The sequence below is a fragment of the Ferrimonas futtsuensis DSM 18154 genome, assembly GCF_000422645.1.
Lineage (GTDB): Bacteria > Pseudomonadota > Gammaproteobacteria > Enterobacterales > Shewanellaceae > Ferrimonas > Ferrimonas futtsuensis.
The window spans coordinates 141,122-161,222 of record NZ_AUGL01000009.1; the positions used below are offsets into that span (position 1 = coordinate 141,122).

20 protein-coding genes are annotated in these 20,101 nt (G+C 57.9%); 9 read left to right on the forward strand and 11 right to left on the reverse strand.

Features of this window, described 5'->3' with window-relative positions; genetic code table 11:
• Nucleotides 1-75 precede the first annotated feature (75 nt).
• Nucleotides 76-852 carry an SDR family NAD(P)-dependent oxidoreductase gene (locus tag G505_RS0107895; RefSeq protein WP_028109071.1) on the forward strand — a complete coding sequence of 259 codons (777 nt, stop codon included), beginning with the start codon at nt 76-78 and terminating at the stop codon, nt 850-852.
• On the forward strand, nt 853-1,935 hold the full coding sequence (locus G505_RS20940; RefSeq protein ID WP_051215988.1) for a saccharopine dehydrogenase family protein: 1,083 nt from the start codon (nt 853-855) through the stop codon (nt 1,933-1,935).
• Here G505_RS20940 and G505_RS0107905 read toward each other — a convergent pair.
• The 5 genes from G505_RS0107905 to asd form a co-directional block, all read right to left on the reverse strand.
• A complete protein-coding gene (locus G505_RS0107905; protein WP_028109072.1) occupies nt 1,920-2,249 on the reverse strand; it encodes a TM2 domain-containing protein in 330 nt (109 codons plus the stop codon). The two genes, G505_RS20940 and G505_RS0107905, sit on opposite strands and share 16 nt — an antisense overlap.
• 163 nt (nt 2,250-2,412) lie before the next feature.
• Entirely contained in the window at nt 2,413-2,691 is a 279-nt protein-coding gene (locus G505_RS0107910; RefSeq protein WP_028109073.1) for a peptidylprolyl isomerase, read from the reverse strand.
• Nucleotides 2,692-2,741: 50 nt separating this feature from the next.
• Entirely contained in the window at nt 2,742-3,689 is a 948-nt protein-coding gene (corA, locus tag G505_RS0107915; protein WP_028109074.1) for a magnesium/cobalt transporter CorA, read from the reverse strand.
• A gap of 113 nt (nt 3,690-3,802) precedes the next feature.
• Complete coding sequence (locus G505_RS0107920) at nt 3,803-4,162, reverse strand: hypothetical protein (RefSeq protein WP_028109075.1); 360 nt, start codon at nt 4,160-4,162, stop codon at nt 3,803-3,805.
• 123 nt (nt 4,163-4,285) lie between these two features.
• Nucleotides 4,286-5,398, reverse strand: coding sequence for an aspartate-semialdehyde dehydrogenase (gene asd / locus G505_RS0107925; protein ID WP_028109076.1), 1,113 nt, complete (start codon nt 5,396-5,398; stop codon nt 4,286-4,288).
• 148 nt (nt 5,399-5,546) lie between these two features.
• On the opposite strand from asd, the gene G505_RS0107930 reads away from it, so the two are divergent.
• Nucleotides 5,547-6,650, forward strand: a complete 1,104-nt coding sequence (locus G505_RS0107930; RefSeq protein ID WP_157509114.1) for a hypothetical protein — start codon at nt 5,547-5,549, stop codon at nt 6,648-6,650.
• On the opposite strand, the gene G505_RS0107935 is transcribed toward G505_RS0107930, so the two are convergent.
• Nucleotides 6,611-7,483: a LysR substrate-binding domain-containing protein gene (locus tag G505_RS0107935; protein ID WP_028109078.1), complete on the reverse strand. Its 873-nt coding sequence runs from the start codon at nt 7,481-7,483 to the stop codon at nt 6,611-6,613. The two genes, G505_RS0107930 and G505_RS0107935, sit on opposite strands and share 40 nt — an antisense overlap.
• A 95-nt stretch (nt 7,484-7,578) precedes the next feature.
• Between G505_RS0107935 and G505_RS0107940 the strand changes: the two genes are divergently transcribed.
• From G505_RS0107940 to G505_RS20945, 3 genes are all read left to right on the forward strand, one after another.
• A complete protein-coding gene (locus G505_RS0107940) occupies nt 7,579-8,532 on the forward strand; it encodes a TDT family transporter (RefSeq protein ID WP_035385177.1) in 954 nt (317 codons plus the stop codon).
• Between the two features lie 933 nt (nt 8,533-9,465).
• Nucleotides 9,466-9,762 (forward strand): hypothetical protein, encoded by a 297-nt coding sequence (locus G505_RS0107945; RefSeq protein WP_028109080.1) that lies wholly within the window; start codon nt 9,466-9,468, stop codon nt 9,760-9,762.
• 481 nt (nt 9,763-10,243) lie between these two features.
• Nucleotides 10,244-11,962 (forward strand): HD domain-containing phosphohydrolase, encoded by a 1,719-nt coding sequence (locus G505_RS20945; RefSeq protein ID WP_169628200.1) that lies wholly within the window; start codon nt 10,244-10,246, stop codon nt 11,960-11,962.
• 53 nt (nt 11,963-12,015) lie between these two features.
• Here G505_RS20945 and G505_RS0107955 read toward each other — a convergent pair whose 3' ends face one another.
• Both G505_RS0107955 and dnaQ read right to left on the reverse strand, forming a co-directional pair.
• Nucleotides 12,016-13,275, reverse strand: coding sequence for a TIGR03503 family protein (locus tag G505_RS0107955; RefSeq protein WP_084643911.1), 1,260 nt, complete (start codon nt 13,273-13,275; stop codon nt 12,016-12,018).
• Between the two features lie 3 nt (nt 13,276-13,278).
• Nucleotides 13,279-14,007, reverse strand: coding sequence for a DNA polymerase III subunit epsilon (dnaQ, locus tag G505_RS0107960; protein ID WP_035385178.1), 729 nt, complete (start codon nt 14,005-14,007; stop codon nt 13,279-13,281).
• A 66-nt stretch (nt 14,008-14,073) separates the two neighbouring features.
• On the opposite strand from dnaQ, the gene rnhA reads away from it, so the two are divergent.
• Nucleotides 14,074-14,544: a ribonuclease HI gene (gene rnhA, locus G505_RS0107965; protein ID WP_028109083.1), complete on the forward strand. Its 471-nt coding sequence runs from the start codon at nt 14,074-14,076 to the stop codon at nt 14,542-14,544.
• A 63-nt stretch (nt 14,545-14,607) separates the two neighbouring features.
• Here rnhA and G505_RS0107970 read toward each other — a convergent pair whose 3' ends face one another.
• Nucleotides 14,608-15,345, reverse strand: a complete 738-nt coding sequence (locus G505_RS0107970) for a class I SAM-dependent methyltransferase (protein ID WP_028109084.1) — start codon at nt 15,343-15,345, stop codon at nt 14,608-14,610.
• 170 nt (nt 15,346-15,515) lie between these two features.
• Here G505_RS0107970 and gloB point away from each other — a divergent pair, with 170 nt between their 5' ends.
• Entirely contained in the window at nt 15,516-16,283 is a 768-nt protein-coding gene (gene gloB / locus G505_RS0107975) for a hydroxyacylglutathione hydrolase (protein WP_035385179.1), read from the forward strand.
• A gap of 85 nt (nt 16,284-16,368) precedes the next feature.
• On the forward strand, nt 16,369-17,949 hold the full coding sequence (locus G505_RS0107980; RefSeq protein WP_028109086.1) for a LysM peptidoglycan-binding domain-containing protein: 1,581 nt from the start codon (nt 16,369-16,371) through the stop codon (nt 17,947-17,949).
• A 74-nt stretch (nt 17,950-18,023) separates the two neighbouring features.
• Here G505_RS0107980 and G505_RS0107985 read toward each other — a convergent pair whose 3' ends face one another.
• Entirely contained in the window at nt 18,024-19,217 is a 1,194-nt protein-coding gene (locus G505_RS0107985) for an ABC transporter permease subunit (RefSeq protein ID WP_028109087.1), read from the reverse strand.
• A complete protein-coding gene (locus G505_RS0107990) occupies nt 19,217-20,032 on the reverse strand; it encodes an ABC transporter ATP-binding protein (protein WP_028109088.1) in 816 nt (271 codons plus the stop codon). Before G505_RS0107990 ends, G505_RS0107985 begins: the two co-directional genes overlap by 1 nt.
• Nucleotides 20,033-20,101 lie beyond the last annotated feature (69 nt).

Below are 20,101 nucleotides of genomic sequence, written 5' to 3' on the forward strand. Positions count from 1 at the left end.
CTTGTTTTCACCCTACAAGCTGTTTAGTTTATCGTCAATAACGAACGAACGTTCGTTTTTACCAGGAGGTATCTGATGAACAAGGAGTGGTTAATCACCGGAGCCACCGGGGGATTGGGACGCGAATTGGCCAGACTGGGCCAGGACCAGGGGGCCAGGCTGTGGCTGCTGGACCGGGACGCCGAGGCGCTGGCTGCTCTGAAGGAGGCGTTGGGGGATCACCACCTGACTCTGGCCGGCGACCTGACCGATCCCGATTATTTTCATGCCTTGCAGTCGTTGATGGAGGAGCATCAGCCGGGCTTCGACTGGGTATTCAATAACGCCGGCATCGCCTCAGGGGGCCGCTTCGAATCCCTGCCGGACAGCGAATGGCAGCGCTGTCTGGACATCAACCTGATGGCGCCCGTTCGCCTGTGCCGCACCGTCAGCGGTGCCATGGTGCCCGGCGGTCACCTGGTGAACATCGCCTCTATGGCTGCCCTGGCCAATGCCCCCTCCATGGCCACCTATAACGTCTCCAAGGCAGCCCTGGTCAGTCTCAGTGAAACCCTGAGGCTGGAATGGCACAGCCACAATGTGGGCGTCCATGTGGTCTGCCCCGCCTTCTTCCCCAGCCCCCTGCTCGATTCGCTCAACCCTCAGGGGGTCAACATGGCCAAGGTCGCCGGGAAATTGATGGCACGCTCTGAACTGAGCGCCGCCGATGTGGCGGACTACATTGTTCAGCACGCCCGTAAAGGCGAGTTCCTGATTCTGCCCCACCGCAAGTCACGCCAGGCCTGGTGGCTCAAGCGGTGGCTGCCGGAACGCTTCTTCAAACTGATTTTGCGCCAGGCGCAGGGAGCCTAGATGAGTCACTCTCAATGGATGATATACGGAGCCAATGGCTATACCGGAGAGCTGATCGCCCGGGAAGCGGTCAAGCGGGGATTGACCCCCATACTGGCTGGCCGCAACGCCGACAAGGTTGGCCCCTTGGCCGAGGAGCTCGGCCTGGAAAGCCGCAGTTTCTCTCTGGAGTCGATCGGAGGGGATGCCTTAGGCGATATCAAACTGGTGCTGCACTGCGCCGGCCCCTTCTCCGCCACCGCCGACCCCATGATGCAGGCGTGCCTCAGGTATGGCTGCCACTATCTGGACATTACCGGTGAAATAGAGGTGTTCGAGCGCGCCGCCGCCCTGGATGACAAGGCCCGCAATGCGGGCGTGGTGCTCATTCCCGGAGTGGGGTTCGACGTCATCCCCACCGACTGCCTGGCGGCCCGGCTGAAAGCCGCACTGCCTGATGCCAATCACCTGGCCCTGGGGTTTGACAGCCGCTCCGGCTTTTCACCCGGTACCGCCAAAACCTCGGTGGAAGCGCTGGCTCAGGGCAGCATGGTTCGCCGAAACGGCAAGCTAGTGGCGACGCCACTGGCGACTTTCACCCGCACCATCGCCTTCGGGCATGAGCCGAAGATGGCAGTGGCGATCCCCTGGGGCGATGTGTCCACCGCCTGGCACAGCACCGGCATCGACAACATCGAGGTGTTTATCCCCATGTCACCGCGGAAGATCGCCCAGCTAAAACGAATGAACTGGTTCAGAAGCATGCTGGGGTGGTCGTGGGTGCAGAGCCTGATTAAAGGCCGCATCGAGCGGGAGCTGAAAGGCCCGAGTGACGACCAGAGGAAACGCCATACCACCTGGGTCTGGGGCGAGGTGCGAAACGCCAAGGGGGATTATGTGGAAGGTCGGGTGCACACCGCCAACGGCTATGACGTCACCGTCAGCGGCGCATTGGCGGTCACCGAGCACCTGCTGTCCCAGGCGGATGCCTCAGGTTACCATACACCCTCAACCCTGATGGGCTGGGGCTTGGTAGAGCAACTGCCCGGCAGCGGCAGCGTTGAACTCTGTCCCCGAGACCAGCAGAGTCAGCCTGCGGCCTGACGCAGGCGGAACTGGAACTGCTGAGTGTTCATGCGGAAGGTGCGCACCGCTTCCATCACGCTGAGGGCGGTGGGCACCAGGGTCCAGCAGAATGCCAGATAGAGGGTGCCCTTGATGTGCTGTCCCATGTAGAACTTGTGGGCACCCAGGCCTCCCAGCAGCAAGCTCAGCCAGGCGGCCAGCCGACGACTCTTGGGCCTGGCCAAAGGGTCCACTCCGCCGAAGGCTTCCATATGCTGACCGGCACCACATTCGCCACACACAATGTCGGACAGCTGTACTCTCTGACCACATTGACCACAACTTAATTTCATCTTGCTAATCCCAAGCTACCGCCTTGATGAGGCCAGCATTATGCGTACATGTGTACGCCGAAAGCCAGGCTTGGGATCACAATTCCGATCTTTATTCGCATTAGATTTTGCCTCAAAAACAACAAAGCCCGCCAATTGGCGGGCTTTGTCTGCATAAACAGACTCAGCTGCGGTAGAGGGTCTGGATCAGGTGATAGCCAAACTTGGTCTTCACCGGACCGTGCACTTCCAGCACCGGCTTCTTGAACACCACGTTATCGAACGCCTTCACCATCTGACCCGGGCCAAACTCACCCAGATCGCCCTGGCGGCGCTTGGAGGGGCACAGGGAGTGCTTCTTCGCCAGCTGGCCGAAGTCCGCGCCCTTGGCGATCATCTGCTTCAGTTTCAGGGCTTCCTGTTCTGTTTTAACCAGGATATGTCGTGCCGAGGCTCTGGCCATGATGCGCTCCATCTAAAAAATTTGGGCGGCATTGTAGCCCAGCCCTGCAACTACAGCCAGCCCTTGCGCTTAAAGAACCAGTAGGTACCCACAGCACTGGACAGCATCAGTCCGAGGGCCAGGGGGTACCCCACCTCCCAGCGCAATTCCGGCATGGAGATAAAGTTCATTCCATAGATGGACGCAATCAGGGTCGGTGGCAGAAACACCACGGCCGCAACCGAGAAGATTTTGATGATCTTATTCTGCTGCAAACTGGTGAAGCCCATGGCCGCGTCCAGCAGGAAGTTGATCTTGTCGAACAGGAACTGGGTGTGGGGCAGCAGGGATTCGATGTCGGAAAGCATCTCTTTGACGTCCTTCATCTCCTCCTCGTGCAGATGGCGACGATAGTAGCGCTGCATAAAGCGCAATCCCCGCTGGGTATCCAGCAGTGCCAGACGAATCTTACCGTTTCCATCCTCCTGCAGGGTGATCTGCTTGAACACCTCATCCAGCTTGTCGTTGTCGAACACCTCTTCGGACAGCTCATCCAGCACGGTGTAGACATCCTCCAGCTGATCCGACAGGTAATCCACCTTGAGGTTGAACAGCTCCACCAGCAGGGCTTCCGGCCGGTCCGCCTCCACCCTCCCCAGACGCAGGTAGTTTCGCATCAGCCGGATCAGGCCCACATCCTCTTCACGGATGGTAAACAGACGACTGGGCTGGACCAGGAAAAATACGTTGATGGCCCGGACCTCATGGCCCACTCGCTGGGGGAACAGGGAGTTGATGTGCAGCCCGTCGTTATCCAGATAAAAACGCGCCGAGGCCTCAATCTCGTTGATGTCCTCTTCGTCCGGCGCCTCTTCATACAGGTAGCGCGACAGCCACTGACGCTCGTCATCATCGGGGCGAAACAGATCGATCCACAGGGTGTGTTCAGGGATGCCATCCTCGACACCCAATTCCCGGGTTTCCCACACATCGTTGCGCAGAAGGTAGGCGGTGATCATTGGGAGCACTCCTTGGAGATCGTTTTTGTTCTTTGGCGAAGATAATACAGACTTGTTGCCAAAATAAAACGGGGCAACGTAAACCGTTGCCCCGTAAGTATAATGATCGACCTTTATTCGATATGGGAAATTTCCATCCGCTCGGTACTGCCCAGCTCCACGTACAGGCCATCACGGGTGGTAAACTGTCTTCCGTCCAGGTCCTTTCGAAACACTTCGTAGAGGGTTTCACTCTGGTGCTCTGCATCTATAACCCGCACCTGCAGAATCTGCTGTCCCTGGTACCACTGCCAACCGGAGAAAGCCGCCGCCACCAGCATCACCACTCCGGCGATGGCGGGTGCCAGAAAGCGCAACCAGCTCGATGCCATGGAGGGGAGCTCGGCGTCCTGCTTGCGCTCAGGGGCGCGTCTCTTGGTGCTCATCAGCACCACGGTAATCACCAGCAGGGTGACCAGAATCTTGGTCAGCATCGATACTCTACTCCAGCAAAAGGGCCCACCCAGGATTGAAGGTCGGCCCCATAATCAATGCCGGGCAGTATAGCCCGGCCTACCGGCTCACCGCGACAGTAATCCGGCAAAATATGCGCTGGATCAGGCCTGTCTGGCCACCAGTATGGTCAACATGCGTCGCAATGGCTCCGCGGCCCCCCACAGCAGCTGATCGCCGACGGTGAACGCCGACAGGTACTCTGGCCCCATAGCCAGCTTACGCAACCGGCCCACGGGCACCGACAGGGTTCCGGTGACTGCGGTAGGCGTCAACTGCTCACGGCTGGCCTCTGGCGTGTTGGGCACCAACTGCACCCAGTCATTGTGCTGGGCTATCAGCCGTTCAATCTCCTCCAGGGGCAAGTCTCGCTTGAGCTTGATGGTCAGCGCCTGACTGTGGCACCGCAGCGCTCCCACCCGGACACAGAGTCCGTCGATGGCTATGGGCCGCTGATCACTGCCGAGGATCTTATTGGCCTCCACCTGGGCCTTCCACTCCTCGCGGCTCTGCCCCGATTGCAGCGGCGAATCTATCCAGGGGATCAGGCTGCCTGCCAGGGGCACACCGAACTGAGTGGCGTCCAGAGAGCCGGAGTTCATCTTGGCGGTCACCGCCCGTTCGATCTCCAGAATGGCCGAGGCTGGATTCGACAGTTCGCTGGCCACCTCCTGGTGCAACGCCCCCATCTGTGCCAGCAACTCCTTCATGTGACGGGCGCCGCCACCTGAGGCAGCCTGATAAGTCATGGGGCTTATCCACTCCACCAAATCCGCTTCCAGCAGGCCACCGATGGCCATCAGCATCAGAGAGACGGTGCAGTTACCGCCAACGAAGGTGGTCTTGCCCTCATCCAGTGCCCGGTCAATGACATCGCGATTGACCGGGTCCAGCACTATGGTGGCCTCATCGTCCATTCTCAGGTTGGAAGCGGCATCAATCCAGTACCCCTGCCAGCCTGACTGGCGCAGCTTCGGGTAGACCTCCCTGGTGTAGTCCGAACCCTGACAGGAGATGATCGCCTCCATCTGCTCCAGGCGAGCCAGGTCGAAGGCATCCGCCAGAGTAGGCTCACTGGCTCCTTTCGGTGCAGGCTGACCCGACTGGGAGGTTGTGAAGAAGGTGGCTTTAATGGCGTCGAAATCCTGCTGCTGGTGCATACGCTCCACCAGCACCGAGCCCACCATACCTCGCCAACCGACTATTCCGACTTTCATACCACTCTCCCTCAACAGGCCATAAAACACACTGTGGTCGACGTTAGCATTTGGACGGCTAAACGTCCACACGCGATTCTCCGGCCCACCGGGTTACCTAAGTGTTTTTTCTGATAGAATGGCCAAAGGTTATGAGTCAGGGCAGCGAATGAAAGCAAAACCTATTTGGGCATTGATGGCAGTTTTGGCCGGCTTCTGGTGTTTTCACCAGGGCAGCGCCATGCCGTCTGATCGCCTGATGAAGTTGCTGAACCTGCACTCTGGCCCTGACACCGGCACCCACAAAGAGCAGGGGCAACCGCTTCTGACCCAAGCAGATTCTGCCAGCATGACCGCAGCCGCCGTGGTGGCTGGCCCGGTGGCGGTGGCCGCCGGTTCTCAGGGAAGCAGCACCGTCTCTGCCGACTCAGAAGCCGACCCGGTGCCCCCTCATTTTGGACTGTTTCGCTCCTCACCTAGCAGTACGGTCCCCGCCGAAGTCAGTGCCCCCAATACCCCCAGTTACGCCAGGCTGATTCAGCCGGGCTCGCCCGATTACGACACATTGGTGGCGATGCTTGAACCGGGTAAGACCAGCCTGGTGGTGAGGGATACGCTGCTGATTCCGCAAATGGTGGATGGCAAGCTGATCTTCTCCGAGTACAGCCTGGCGGAAGCCCGGTTTATCTATGATCATCCGGAAAAATACGTGGATGGCCAGTTGGCCATGTTCATGGCGGACAAAATGATGGGGCCCTGGAGTGAAAACTGGGGGCTGGCTCCAGGTCAGGGCGTCGAACCCGTCTACCACTTCTGCCGTCAGGCTGGCTGCATATTCCGTGGCAGCTATGAGACCACCGCTCAGGCCGAAGCCTACCTCGATGCCTTTCGCCGGGCCAACCCCGGCTTGCTGGTGGACCCCATTAGCTGGGAAGGCAACCTGGTGGTCACCTACCTGAACCCGGAAACCGCCGTAGCCCTGTTTGATGGCAATGGCCGCCCTGCCATTCCTGAGTTTGGGCCCGATGGCCGCCCAAGGCATCCTCTCTATGATCGCGAGGGCAACCCGGTAGACATCGAACTCCCCTTCCCAGCAGATTTGGCCACTGGCCCTCATCCGCCGCCAGGCCCCCATCACCCCGGTGGCCCTGATGTGGTGATGCCTCCCATCCATCTGCTGGATGAGCTGATTGGCGATGACCCCCCCTTCCTTCCGGTGGTCCCGCCTGCGGGTCAACGAGGCGACAGCAGCTTCAGTGCTGATGCCACCTGAGGAAGGGCTCGGTTACCCTCGCCCCACACCAGATAGAGTCTGCGGTAGATAGGCTCAGGTAACTCAACCTGACTGACCACTCTTCGTGCAAGGCCATCGTCACAGGCCAGACGAGACACCAAGGCACACCCCAGTCCCGCCTGCACCGATCGTACCACCGCCTCCAGGCTGCCCAACTCCAATGTTCTGATGACAGGCTTGAGTCTGGGCCCCAGGTACCGGTCAAACTGTTCGCGACTGCCTGATTGACGCTCTCTGAGCACCCAGGTCTCTTCAGAAAGCCGCTCCCAGTCAGCCACTTTTCCTGAGAGCGGATGATCGACAGGCGCAATCATTACCATCTCATCATCCCGCCAGTGGCGCCTCTCCAACCCCGGCTCCAGAATCTCACTTTCGATCAGCCCCAAATCCAGTTGATACGCCACCAGGGCCCTCTGAATCTCTGCACTGTTGGCCAGCCGAATTTCGCCATCAAGAGGAATGCCACCAAACTCTCCGCCAAGGAGCGTTGGCAACAGATAGTTGCCTATGGTCAGGCTGGCGCCAAGACGCAGGGGCGCCTGAGATCCTCCCGGCTCAAACAGTGCCAGGATGTTTTCCTGACGGTTGAGCATCTGCTGAGCCAATGGCAACAGCAGGTGGCCTCGGGCATTGAGGTGCAGCCTCTGAGCCTGGCGTTCGAACAGAGACACGCCCAACCGGGACTCCAGCGCCTTGATCCCCTGGCTGACTGCGCCACGGGTCAGAAACAACTGTTCGGCGGTGATGCCAAGATTGCCCGTCCGGGCAACGGAGCAGAACAGCCGTAGCTGCTTGAGAGAAAGGTCAACCATATAGCTCCTCTAAACAATTATTGCGATATATTCGATATTATTAAATGAAGGAACGAGGGACAATAGCCACATCTAGACGATCCTGAGGTTTCTCAATGAGTACTGTCCTACATCGAACATCCCAACATCTGCCCACCCCAATGGCGGGACTGGCGCTGGGCATCGCCAGCCTGGGACTGTGCCTGGAGCAAAGGCTGGACGCAGGATTGTGGATTCAGGTCACCCTGGCCACCATTGCGGCAGTACTCTTGCTGATGTTGACCGTGAAGTTCGTGATGCACCCGGCTCTGCTGCGCAGGGAAGTCGCCTGCCCTCTGGTGGGCAGTGTGATGCCCACCTACACCATGGGCGCCATGATCCTCTCCAAAACTCTGGGACTGTATCTGCCCACGGCTGCCACCCTGCTTTGGAGTGGTGCGGTAACCATGCACTTGATTCTGATGACTCTGTTTCTTTACCACAGATTGAAAGAGCCCAAACTCTCCACCATGTTACCCAGCTGGTTTGTGCCACCTGTGGGGATCATCGTCGCCGCCCTGTCCTACCCCAGTGACACCCTCTATCCAGTGGCAAAGGCCATGATGTGGTTGGGGCTGGGCAACTACGCCCTACTGCTGCCGGTGATGATCTACCGGCTGATATATCGCCGCTGGGACGATCCCAAAGGTTACCCCACCTTTGCCATTATGGCGGCACCGGCCAGTCTGGCACTGACCGGATACCTGGCGGTAATTCGCCAGCCTGACACCGTCGTCATCCATACCTTGCTTCCCCTTGCGCTGCTTATGACGACCCTGGTGTATCTGGCCATGTTTCGCCTGCTGCGCCTGCCTTTCAGTCCAGGATACGCGGCTTTCACCTTCCCCCTGGTGATCTCAGCCACCGCCCTCTACCAGGTGCTGGATAAGGCAGCCAGTGGCACCTCGGAGCTGACGGCGCTGCTCCGGCCGCTGGCGGATCTGGAACTGGTGCTGGCCAGCCTGATGGTGGGCTATGTCGCGCTTCGCTATGCCCTGCACTTCTGGCCCAATCGCCAGGCAAGCCAATAACCCTCCCTCCCGGCCCCAAGATCATGGCAGTCCGGAAGCCCAAATCCTGAAAAAAACACATCTGGCTCACTGCGCAAAACAGCGCCAAGGTGAGCCAGATCACCTTCCAATGGCGCCACTTTTCGGTATCAGAGAGAAGAAACTCTCGATTTCTGGCGCTTCACCACAGATTTTTGCCCGGCCACCACCCGATATGCAGGATTATATCCTGCTGCAAAACGGGGTTTTTGCAGCCTTTTATAGATCGATCGATCCCACAGAAACACAATATCTTTCATTAGGACAGAGTGACCAAGAAGAATCACCTTAATCAATATTCCTGAATCCACTCCCACTTTCCCAGTCGACAAGTGATTCACACTACCCCGCTCTATCAAGCAAGTTGAATCTACTTATCAATGTAATGCCAATAGGAGATCCACTTAACACTTATTTTCTTAAGTTATGGGTCAGTAAAGGATTTCTGTGTTTATATAAATTTCAAGATTAAGGCCACACAAATAGCAGAGGTTAATATGGAAGTATTAGAACTCGTAGGCAGCAGTCTAGTGTTATTCGCATGTTTGTGTATTACAGGGATGGCGTTGTTTTATCTTGCCTCTCTGGTCGTCGCAGCACTGGTCTTTGTTTCCGGACTCTATCGTAAGGAACGCGGTAGCCGAAACCCGATAGTCATAGCGTGGGAGCAGAACCGAGACCGGCGCTGGCCCCGCAGCCCCAGGACCTGGGAGCAGCGCAGCATCGGGTGATACCGCCTTAGTCGAAGTGGTGAGGGTTGTGCAGTGTTTAATTACTCTAACAGCTCTTAAAAGGCGCTAATTAATACCTTCCATTATTCATAAAGAATATTAGTGCGGGGAGCACAATTGGAATAATTAGCGTCACTAATCTTATGTTCACAGATTGACGAAAAAAAATAAAAGGGAGTCAATAATGGACCAAAAAGTAAAACTGATCGATCTGGTGCACCAAGTTGGTTGGGTTTACGACTCTACGGCCGTTACCCAAGAGCCGGACGGTAAACTGGTGTTCTGGAAAATTCCTCTCCATGAAGTGCTGGCCCTGCGCAGCATTCATCACTCCAAATCATTGCGTAAAGAGTTGGGCAAGGATTTCGAGCGCTACGTAATGAACACCGAAAGTCGCAAGCTGAAACTGGCTATCGACTGGCATCATGGGGTGATCAGTGCCCTTAATTACATCGATGCCGAAAGAGCCATGGCCTCATAACCCGTTTTTTGGCGGGCTGCAGTCCTCGACAGTCACTACCTCTCGCTGCAGCCCTGCCTCTTTTATTTTTGGACGGTCGCGGGTCCCAACCTGCGCTACCTCTCGCCGCGACCAGTCCTTTTTTCTCCCCTCTGCCTTCACACTCCCAAAAACCGGCCCTTTGTCGTTTTTACCGGACATTCATCAGCTTAAGCTATTGGATTTGAATAAATTTGCCGCTAAATTGAAGTTAGGCAGACCATGAAAGAACCAATGTGGAAGCCGTTTCGGCGAGAAACTGGAGCCAACCGCGATGACCCACACAATCACTGCGCCAATCAACTTGGATGTTCTTGGTATCAGCGGCCTTCAATGGGTGCTGCTCGATGCCGACCTCAATGTGCACCAAGCCAGTCAAGCGTTCCTTGTCCACTTCTGTCCAACGCGGAGTCTTCCGATTCCTCTGTGCAAGCTTCTGCCCACACTGACCCCAGATCAACAGATGAGCCTGCGCTTTCTGCAGCAACGTAGCCAGTTCCAGTGTGTTTCCCACCAAGGGAAAGGGCTGCACTGCATTGCCTCACCAACGGGCAATGCCCAGCTGCCCGTCTGCCTGGCGCTGATGGAGTTCGATCTGGATAACCGCTGGCTGATGGAGCTGCACCCCAACTACAACCACGCGCTGTACTCCAGTGACCAGTGGATAGGCCACCTCGAGACGGTGATCAAAAGCGCGCCTGAGGAAACGCTAAACCAGTTGGTGAGCCGTGCAGTACACATCTCACAGTCTCAGGATGGCTACCTGATGCACTACAACTCGGGCAAACGTGAACTCAGCCTGGCCGCCCGACACCAGAGCCGGGGCATCGACCCCGAGTCGTTTTCCATCGACGACTGCCCCAGCCTGGCGCTGTGCATCGAAGAATCATCCGCCTACATCTGCAATGATATCGACGATGAGCCCCTGCCTTGTCTGGCTGGCCAGAGCGTAAACAATCACCTGAGCGTACCGATAACCTATCGAGGCGCCATTGTCGGGCTGGTCGGGGTCTTTAACAGGGATAAGCCCTACACCGAGGTGGATGCCAAGAGCCTGATGGTCTACGGCACCATTGTCTGGCATGCCATTCAACTGCCCAAGACTCTCAAGGTTGTAGCCGAGCAATCCCGTGTTATTCGGCAGCAGAAGCAACAACTTAATCACTCTCTGGTTCAGCTGGTTGGTGCCATTGCCGACGCTCTTGAAGTGAACGACCCCTACACCGCAGGCCATCAGCGCTCGGTGGCCAAGCTGGCCCATCGCATTGGCCGCCGCATGGGACTGAACCATCACCAACTGGAAGGGCTGAAGCTCGGTGGCCTGATCCATGATATCGGCAAGCTGGCGATCCCCACCCAGCTGTTGACCAAACCCTCCCGATTGAGCGAAGAGGAGTTTGATCTCATTAAAACTCACTCGGAGCGGGGCGCGGCCATCATCAAGGATGTGGAGTTCCCCTGGCCCATTCGGGACATGATCCTGCAACACCACGAGCGTCTCGACGGGTCAGGCTACCCCTTTGGCCTGAAAGAGCCACAGATACTCATCGAGTCCCAGATTCTGGCGGTTGCCGACGTATCCGATTCCATCCTGTCCCACCGTCCCTATCGGCCAGCCCTGGGCTTCGAAAAACTCAGGGAGGTGCTGCTGGAGGGGCGGGGAACTCAGTTCAACAGTGAAGCCGTGGACATCTGCCTGGAGTTCCTCTGTGAAGAGCGAACCCAATCTGTGGAGTGCATTGACGCCCTCTCTCTGGGCAAGGTGCTGAAGCTGGATCTTGATACCACTCTGGCTCAGGCCGAGGAGACGATGAACCGGGCCGACCTCAGTGTGGCCCTGGTAATGGATGAGGATGGCCATACGGTACGAGGGTACATCACCAACGCCATGCTCACGTTCTGGCACAGTCCTCTGCTGGATACCGCTGCGGAGCGAACCCTGGACCGGGAACTGCAGCACCGCAAACTGCATCAGGTGATGAAACATGGGGTGCCCAGCATCGAGCGTTGCGCTTCTTTGGAAAACGCATCCTCTCAACTGCAGGCCTCGCACGAGCACTTCCTAGTGGTCACCGACACCAACAACGAACCCGTGGGCATACTGACCTGGCCCCCTCTGGCCCAGGCCCTTCAGGAGAAGCTGGCCCGCACCCGCGGACTCACCCCTGCCGCCCCTCAATAGCCTGAACTCACTCAGCCGAACAGGCAAAAAAGCCGGGGGTACCCGGCTTTTTTTTATCTGTCGCTGTCTGTCGTGAGATCGATCTTGTCCGGCTCAATCTCCGGCTCTGCCACCAGAGGCACCGCCTCCAGCTGCTCCATCAACCGCATGCGCTTGCGCCAGAACAGCAGGACACCCAGGCCAAACAGCAGCAGCACCCCATTGGCCCCGACCACTATGCTGATGACCCTAAACCGTGCCGCGTCCTCTTTCTCCTGCATCTGCTCCTGAACCATGGCTGCCCGCTCGGTGGGGCTGAGACTGGGGGGCGGCGGCGGAGACACATAGAAGTTGAGCTCGGGCAGGTTAAGGAAAAACTCCTCCCCTGACGCCGTGGTGCCCACGGCGGTACCTTTAATCAGGTAACTGCCCATCTCCATCACCATGGGCAGAGAATAACTCTGCACCTCCTCCTCAGGCGTGACGGTCAACTCCCCCATCATGCCCGACGGAGCTCGAACCTGGATAACCAGGTGCAATTCGCCTGGCATCAGATCCTGCTGGTCGACGTTGACCTGCACCCGATACTCACCGGGATCCGTTCCGGGCTTCTGCGGCACCGACAGCCTAAACGGTTGGGGGATGATCTCAAGGTCCTGGTCAACAGTGCGGTTAAATACCTCATTGCCCACCTCCAGCCGCAAGCCATAGAGGCCGGAGGGCTGATCGAAATCCAGGGAGGAGGTGAAGTGACCATCGTTGGGACGCTCATCCAGCTTGGTGCCATCGTCTTCGAAACCACCGATCTTTTTCACGCCGGCGGCGTAATTTTCATCGCCACGTCGGTTGGCGCTCACCAGATTCACCTTCCACTTGAGCATCTTATGGAAGTCGCGAATGGAGAGAGTATTGTTGTCGCCTTCAATGCTGGCGTGGAGCTTAATCCGCTCGCCGCGGAACACCGTCTTCGGCAGAGGATCCAGCATCAGCTGAATGTCACTGATAAGCAGGATTTTACTGTTTTCGCTGACCTGACCAATCAATTGCCAGGGGCCGGGCATGGGATTGGCCACCCGGATCATGTCACCGGCAGGACCCTCGCTCCAGCTGACATTCTGGGGGTGGCGGTGGGAGTACCACTTGCTGCCATCCGGGAGTACCACGATGACCGGAGAGCTGTGCTCCTTGCGCTGCACCAGCATGGTGATGGCTTCAATTCCATAATCCACCCGAAAGCGGTTATCCAGCAGTTTCAACGCCTGTGGCGACAGCGCCCAGGCGCGTGTCCCCGCCAGCAGCAGGAACAACAGAAACACCGCCTTCCATCGACTCATCCTCTACCCTCTCAGCCAGATTGGCTCGCTGACCAATCCAAGTCGCTCCTCGTGTCTACTGATATCATCGGCCGAACAGGCGATCACTTTAAGGGGCGGGCGGTCACTTTTCAGGCGAACGATGCCTCCGCCTTCTCCATCGGCACCGGAAGCCAGTTCCAGGGCCTTCTGGCCACCGGTCATAAACAGGTACACATCCGCCAGGATCTCGGAGTCAAGCAAGGCTCCGTGCAAGGTGCGGTGGCTGTTGTCGATGCCATAGAAGCGACACAGGGCATCCAGATTCAGGTTCCCCTGAATCTCCCCTTTGCTCTTCTTCTCTCTGGCCAATTGCAGGCTGTCGACCACTGAGCAGTGATCCTGCAGCTTGCCGTATCGACCCAGCATCCCGAACTCATAGTCGATGAAGCCGATATCGAACTGGGCATTGTGTGCAATCAGCTCGGCACCGCGAACAAACTCCATGAAGCCGTCCACCACCTCATGAAACAGCGGCTTATCCGCCAGAAACTCATCGGTGATGCCGTGCACCTGAATCGCCTCTTCATCCACCGGACGATTCGGCTTGATGTAGACGTGAAAAGTACGGCCGGTCAACTTACGATTGACCATCTCCACACAGCCTATCTCGATCAGGCGGTGCCCCTCGTAGTGCGGGCCCCCGTCCTGGTTCATACCTGTGGTTTCCGTATCGAATACGATCTGGCGTACTGGGGTATTGATGTCTGTCATAATCCTGATTTGCAACAAGTTGCGGTATACTGCACCGCTTAGGCTCCGGCTATGGTACCAATTTAAATGACTCAACTAAAATCTGTCACCCTCTACACCGATGGCTCCTGCCTGGGCAACCCAGGTCCTGGAGGCTATGGTGTGCTGCTGCGTTATCGCCAGCACACCAGGGAGATGAGCGAAGGCTATCGCCTGACCACCAATAACCGCATGGAGATGCTGGCAGCCATTATTGGGCTGGAAAGCCTGAAGGAGCCCTGCGTAGTAGACCTGCACACGGACAGCCAGTATCTGCGCCAGGGCATCACCCAATGGATTCATGGCTGGAAACGCAAGGGGTGGAAAACCGCCAGCAAGCAGCCGGTCAAGAACGTGGATCTTTGGAAACGGCTCGACGAAGTCACCCAAAAGCATCAGATTGAGTGGCACTGGGTGAAGGGGCACTCCGGCCAACCTGAAAACGAACGGGTGGACGACCTGGCCAGAGAGGCCGCCTCTGGCAACGAGCTTAAAGAGGATACGGGCTACCAGCCTTAACACCGCAGAAAGGGCCCGATGGGCCCTTTTCCAAATCCTTCGCCGGTAGTCTCGATAAAAAATCTAACGATGACGCCTCTCGGCCGCCGTCCGGCCAACGGCGGCCGGTGAAGTAATCAAACGTTTTCTCGGCCGCCATCTGGGCCGGACTGGGGTCATGGGTACCGCCACCTTTCTGGCCACCAACATATACACAGAAGCCAATGAGGGCGTTTGCTGGGCCATCCACTGCTGCGGCCAGACAAAACGATCCGGGGACCACAGCAAAGAACTGAACGCCAGCGGCTCCTGAGCCACCAGCTGATACCCCAATACGCCGAGCCAGTCCCTGACCCGGTTCGGGGTGAACATTCTCCCTTTCCAGGGGTAGCGTTTGCGCGAACTGGGAGAGAGCATTCCCAGGCCTGCGGGGCTCAGCGGGTTAAACCCGATGATCACCAGGTGTCCCCCCTCCACAAGAACCCGATCAGCCTCACGAATCACTCCGTGGGGATCCTGATGAAAGTCGAGCACCATCGGCATGATGCAGGCATCGACACTGCGACAGCGCAGCGGCAGATCATCGACCTCGCCCCAGGCGTCTCCACCGTCGGCATGGATGGCAACCTGATGACGAATAGAACAGAGACCGGAGTTGAGGTCTGCGGCCAGAGGCCCCAGTTTGATGAGGTGATAGCCAAACAGCCTGGGCCACCAGTTATCCAATCCGGCAGACACCTGTTGTTGCAGCCAGTCGCCCCAGGGGAGCTGGGACCAGTTGGCCGGAGGTGCGATGGAATCGAAGCTGTAGGCTGGACGCATTAATCACCATTTTCCAGGTACATTACGCAGTAAAGATAACTGACAATAGGCATTGAGCGCCAGTACCTTAGGGCCGCAACAACTCCCACCAACCGACTGTATCAAGTTTTGCTTCCCCACCACCCTGTTCCCCCATACACTGGTGGCTCACTCCCTGTGGAAGTACCGCCATGCTGAGCATTACCCCCATCCCCGCGTTCGACGATAACTACATCTGGTGCCTGCACATAGGCGACCACGCCTGGGTGGTGGACCCCGGGGACGGTGATGCGGCCGCCGCCTACTTGCTGGAGCAGGGCCTGGAGCTCAACGGCATACTGATCACCCACCACCACCACGATCATGTGGGCGGTGTTGCCTCTCTGCGAGGCCACTGGCCAGAGGTGGAAGTGGTGGTGCCCGCCAACTCGGCGTTTGACGGGGGCACTCAGGTGGCCAACGAAGGCAGCCAGATACTGCTGGAGGGGCTGAATCAGATCGCCAAGGTCACCTTGTGCCCGGGTCACACCCTGGATCACTGTGCCTACCAGGTGGGACACCACCTGTTTTGTGGCGACACCCTGTTCAGCGGCGGTTGCGGGCGCCTGTTCGAGGGCAGCGCCGAGCAGATGTATCACTCCCTGCAAAAGTTGCGACACCTGGGGGCCTCCACCCTGCTCTACCCCGCCCACGAGTATACCCTGACCAATCTGGACTTCGCCCTGGCCGTGGAGCCGGACAATCAGCAACTTCAGGCCTATCAGCACCGCTGTAGCAAACTGCGTCAGGACAAGATCCCCACCCTGCCCACCAGCATGGCCAACGAGCTGACCATCAACCCCTTCCTTCGCAGTCACCTGCCCCAGATTCAGGCGGCAGCGGAACAGCACAGCGGTCAACCCTGTGGCGACAGCGTGGCCTGCTTTGCACAGCTGAGAGCCTGGAAAGACAAATTCTGATAAAGAGGGTACAATCCCGAACCACTATTGCCTGGCGCAAACTGATTTTTGCGCCGCAACCCAGGCCGATAATGGTAAATAATTGATGAAAAAGAGCCTTTCTGCTTTGTCCCTGGCTTTGTTGCTGGCGGGATGCCAATCCCTCGGCGGCGGTGAGCCAGAACAGGACAACCCAGTAACCAACGCCGAAGCGCCCCTGGCTGCAGCGCCTGCCGACCAGGGCAACGACAACGACGAGCAGGAAGCTCAGGAAGTGGTCCCCGCCCCCGCCAAAGATGTGTGGGAGCGGATAGCACGCCAGATGACACTGGAAGTGCCGGATAACAAGCGCGTCAATAAGTTTCGCAAGTGGTACAAAGCCAATCCCCGCCACATGGAGATCATCTCCGAGCGTGCCGATCCCTACCTCTATCTGATCGTCGAAGAGGTGGAGAAACGGGGCCTGCCCATCGAACTGGCGCTGCTGCCGGTGGTGGAGAGCTCTTTTGACGCCTTCGCCTACAGCCACGGTGCTGCCGCAGGCCTGTGGCAGTTTACCAGCCCCATGGGCAAACATTTCGGACTCCAGCAAAACTGGTGGTACGACGGCCGCCGGGACGTGGCCGCCTCAACCCGGGCCGCCATGGACATGATGGAGTACCTCTACAACAAGCTTGACCACAACTGGCTTTACGCCCTGGCGGCCTACAACACCGGCGAAGGTCGGGTGTTCCGCGCCATTAAGCGCAACAAGGCCAAGGGCAAACCCACAGATTTCTGGTCTTTGGATCTGCCCAGTGAAACCGAGCGCTACGTGCCCCAGCTGCTGGCGGTGGCCGACGTGATTCGCAACGCTGAAGAGTATGGCCTCGATCTCAAGCCTGTGGCCAATGCGCCACAGCTCAAGGAGATCGACGCCGGCAGCCAGATCGATCTCGCCCTGGCAGCGGATATGGCCGACATGTCTGTAGCCGACCTGCACAAGCTGAACCCAGGCTACAACCGATGGGCCACGGCTCCGGATGGGCCCCACACCCTGTTGCTTCCTCTGGACAAGGCGGACGGCTTTATCGGTGCCCTGGCGGATACCGCCTCCACCGAGCGGGTAAACTGGCTGCGCTACAAGATTAAGCCCGGTGATTCCCTGGGCGTGATTGCCAAGAAATTTCATACCCGCATTGGCATCATTCAATCGGTCAATGACATCGACGGCAATATGATCCGCGCCGGACAGCATCTGCTGATCCCGGTCGCGGCCAAGGACCCCGAGCTCTACCCCTTCAGTGCCGAGCAGCGCCTGGCCAGAAAGCAGTCCAAGAAGCGCGCCAACTACAAGATCGAGCACACGGTCAAATCCGGCGACTCTCTCTGGACCATTGCCCGGGCCAACAAGGTCAAGGTGTCTCAGCTGGCATCCTGGAACTCGCTGGCCCCCAAGGACACCATCCGTCCCGGCCAGAAACTGGTGGTCTGGGTTAACCGCATCAGCAAAAACGAGGACAAGACCTCGGTAATGCGCCAGATCAGCTACAAGGTTCGCAGCGGTGACTCCCTGGCCCGAATCGCCAAGAAGTTCAACGTCACCGTGACCGATCTGGTGCGCTGGAATCAACTGGATGCCAAGAAGTATCTGCAGCCGGGGCAGAAGATGACCCTGTACGTGGACGTCACCAAGATCAGCAGTTAGAAGGTCAAGCCAGCGAACAGTTCAAAAGGGCCGCATCAAAGCGGCCCTTTTTGATCACCCGCGCGCTCCTGGCTCTAGCGAAACAGCACAGATTCCCGGCTGAACCACTGGACACAGCACCAGAGCAGAAGGGTTGAGAGAATCAGGTTGGATGCAAACACCGCAGCCAGATCATGGTAGGCAAAGGTTCCTTTCAGCAGCTCCTTGATGGCCAGGGAGATGTTGAAAATGGGGTACCAGGCATTGGAGGAGGTCAGCTCTGCCCCGGGCATGGTGGCCACCATGGCAGGAACCAGCACCGCCACCTGTAATCCCCCCATGTAGTTCTGCCCCTCCTTGAAACTGGTGGCAAAGATGGAAACCGCCAGCAGGATCGCCGAGAACACTCCGGAGATGGGCAGCAGCAGGGCCAGCAACAGCAGCAGGTCCAAAGGATTCACCATCTTCGCCAGGGTGACAAACACGCCAAGATCCAGCAGGGTGCCAACCGCAGCCAGCCAGACCAGGGCACTGACTATGGTGAGCAGGGTTAGGGTCATTGACGTGGTTACAATCACCAGGAACTTACCAAGAACCAGGGTCGTACGCGGCTGGGGTACCATCAGCAGTGTCTCCAGGGTCCCCCGCTCCTTCTCTCCGGCCCCAATATCCAGAGCCGGCAGCATCGCCCCCATCATGCACAGGAACAGCAAAATATAGGGAAGGACGCTGCCCACCCTTTCGCCGATATCCTGCCTCGCCTGGGCGGTCCCCACGTGCTCCAGCATCAGGGGCGTGTGCAGCCTGCCCTGTACCTCCTGGGACACTCCGTGGTAGGCCATAAAGCGTCCCAGCCACTGGGTGCTCAGCGCCTCGAGGCGCTGCTCAACAGGGCGAAACTGGCCGTGATTCTGAGTCTGGTCATACAGCAGCTGCCAGCGATTCTGACTGGAGATCACCGGGTCAAAACCGGGCAGCAGTGAGACCACCAACTGTAATCTGCCGCTGTTTATCTGCTCAGGCAGGGGCGTGCTGCTGTCATACCCGGTCAACTTGAGGTGAGGCACCTGCTTCAGGGTGTCGACCACCTCTTCCCGCCAAGGGGACTCCCCCACCACGGCAAAGTGGATCGCCTCCTGCTGTTTGCTCATCAGCATCTGATAACCCAACACCCCCACCACCAGGATGAGTGCAGGCAACAAAACGGTGGGGAACAGGACCACGAAAGTCATGGTTTTTCGGTCCCGCAGCACCTCCTTCAGCTCTTTAAGCCAAACCTTACCGACCATCAAGCCACCCCCCTGGTATGCCCCTGGGGGGACTGACTCAGTCTCTGCTGGCACCCGACGAAGGCTTCTCGAAGCGCATTGGGGTCACGACTGCCGGCAAACTCGGTCAGGGAGCCTTCAAACACACACAACCCCTGCATCACCACGGCAATACGATCGCACAGCAGACTCACCTCCTCGAGTCGGTGAGTTGAAAAAATAACTGGCCTATTCTGTTGTTTTTGACTATGAATAAAGTCAAGCACCGCTTGGGCGGACATGATATCCAGTCCGGTCGTAGGTTCATCGAGAACTATGACTTCGGGTTGGTGAATGACCGCCCTGGCGATGCCCGCCCTCTGCTTCATCCCCAGCGACAACTCCACCACCTTGCGTTGCAGAAATGGCGCCAGCTCGAGCTGGCTGGACAAGGTATCGATCCGGTTGGTGATCTGTGCGGGAGAGAGGCCATAAAGCTGACCGAAGTAGACAAGATTTTCCTCGACACTGAGGCGTTCATAGAGAGAGGTGGAGGCAGACAGAAACCCAATCTGGCGCCTCATCCGCTCAGGCTGCTTGTGCCACTGATGGCCGTTGATCTCGATGCTGCCCCTGTCCGGGGTCAGAACCCCTGAGAGCATTCTCAGTACCGTGGTCTTTCCTGCACCATTGGGGCCGAGCAACCCCAGCACCTCGCCAGGGCGGGCGCGGAAGCTGACCGATTGCACCGAATTGAAGAAGCCATCCTGCAGCCTGGGATCCAGGCGCTTACACTGGGTCATCTCCCCGGACTTGGGTATTGCGAAACGCTTGGCCAACCCCTCGACAATGATCACCGCAACGCCCCCCAAAACGCACCTGAACCTTAACTATAGTTCAAGCAAATTAGATAGCTGCGAATCGAG

What these genes read in the sequence shown, in the direction of transcription:
- G505_RS0107895 (WP_028109071.1), top strand. Translation starts at nt 76, where the DNA reads ATGAACAAGGAGTGGTTAATCACCGGAGCCACCGGGGGATTGGGACGC.
- G505_RS20940 (WP_051215988.1), top strand. Translation starts at nt 853, where the DNA reads ATGAGTCACTCTCAATGGATGATATACGGAGCCAATGGCTATACCGGA.
- G505_RS0107905 (WP_028109072.1), bottom strand. Translation starts at nt 2,249, where the DNA reads ATGAAATTAAGTTGTGGTCAATGTGGTCAGAGAGTACAGCTGTCCGAC.
- G505_RS0107910 (WP_028109073.1), bottom strand. Translation starts at nt 2,691, where the DNA reads ATGGCCAGAGCCTCGGCACGACATATCCTGGTTAAAACAGAACAGGAA.
- corA (WP_028109074.1), bottom strand. Translation starts at nt 3,689, where the DNA reads ATGATCACCGCCTACCTTCTGCGCAACGATGTGTGGGAAACCCGGGAA.
- G505_RS0107920 (WP_028109075.1), bottom strand. Translation starts at nt 4,162, where the DNA reads ATGCTGACCAAGATTCTGGTCACCCTGCTGGTGATTACCGTGGTGCTG.
- asd (WP_028109076.1), bottom strand. Translation starts at nt 5,398, where the DNA reads ATGAAAGTCGGAATAGTCGGTTGGCGAGGTATGGTGGGCTCGGTGCTG.
- G505_RS0107930 (WP_157509114.1), top strand. Translation starts at nt 5,547, where the DNA reads ATGAAAGCAAAACCTATTTGGGCATTGATGGCAGTTTTGGCCGGCTTC.
- G505_RS0107935 (WP_028109078.1), bottom strand. Translation starts at nt 7,483, where the DNA reads ATGGTTGACCTTTCTCTCAAGCAGCTACGGCTGTTCTGCTCCGTTGCC.
- G505_RS0107940 (WP_035385177.1), top strand. Translation starts at nt 7,579, where the DNA reads ATGAGTACTGTCCTACATCGAACATCCCAACATCTGCCCACCCCAATG.
- G505_RS0107945 (WP_028109080.1), top strand. Translation starts at nt 9,466, where the DNA reads ATGGACCAAAAAGTAAAACTGATCGATCTGGTGCACCAAGTTGGTTGG.
- G505_RS20945 (WP_169628200.1), top strand. Translation starts at nt 10,244, where the DNA reads ATGAGCCTGCGCTTTCTGCAGCAACGTAGCCAGTTCCAGTGTGTTTCC.
- G505_RS0107955 (WP_084643911.1), bottom strand. Translation starts at nt 13,275, where the DNA reads ATGAGTCGATGGAAGGCGGTGTTTCTGTTGTTCCTGCTGCTGGCGGGG.
- dnaQ (WP_035385178.1), bottom strand. Translation starts at nt 14,007, where the DNA reads ATGACAGACATCAATACCCCAGTACGCCAGATCGTATTCGATACGGAA.
- rnhA (WP_028109083.1), top strand. Translation starts at nt 14,074, where the DNA reads ATGACTCAACTAAAATCTGTCACCCTCTACACCGATGGCTCCTGCCTG.
- G505_RS0107970 (WP_028109084.1), bottom strand. Translation starts at nt 15,345, where the DNA reads ATGCGTCCAGCCTACAGCTTCGATTCCATCGCACCTCCGGCCAACTGG.
- gloB (WP_035385179.1), top strand. Translation starts at nt 15,516, where the DNA reads ATGCTGAGCATTACCCCCATCCCCGCGTTCGACGATAACTACATCTGG.
- G505_RS0107980 (WP_028109086.1), top strand. Translation starts at nt 16,369, where the DNA reads ATGAAAAAGAGCCTTTCTGCTTTGTCCCTGGCTTTGTTGCTGGCGGGA.
- G505_RS0107985 (WP_028109087.1), bottom strand. Translation starts at nt 19,217, where the DNA reads ATGGTCGGTAAGGTTTGGCTTAAAGAGCTGAAGGAGGTGCTGCGGGAC.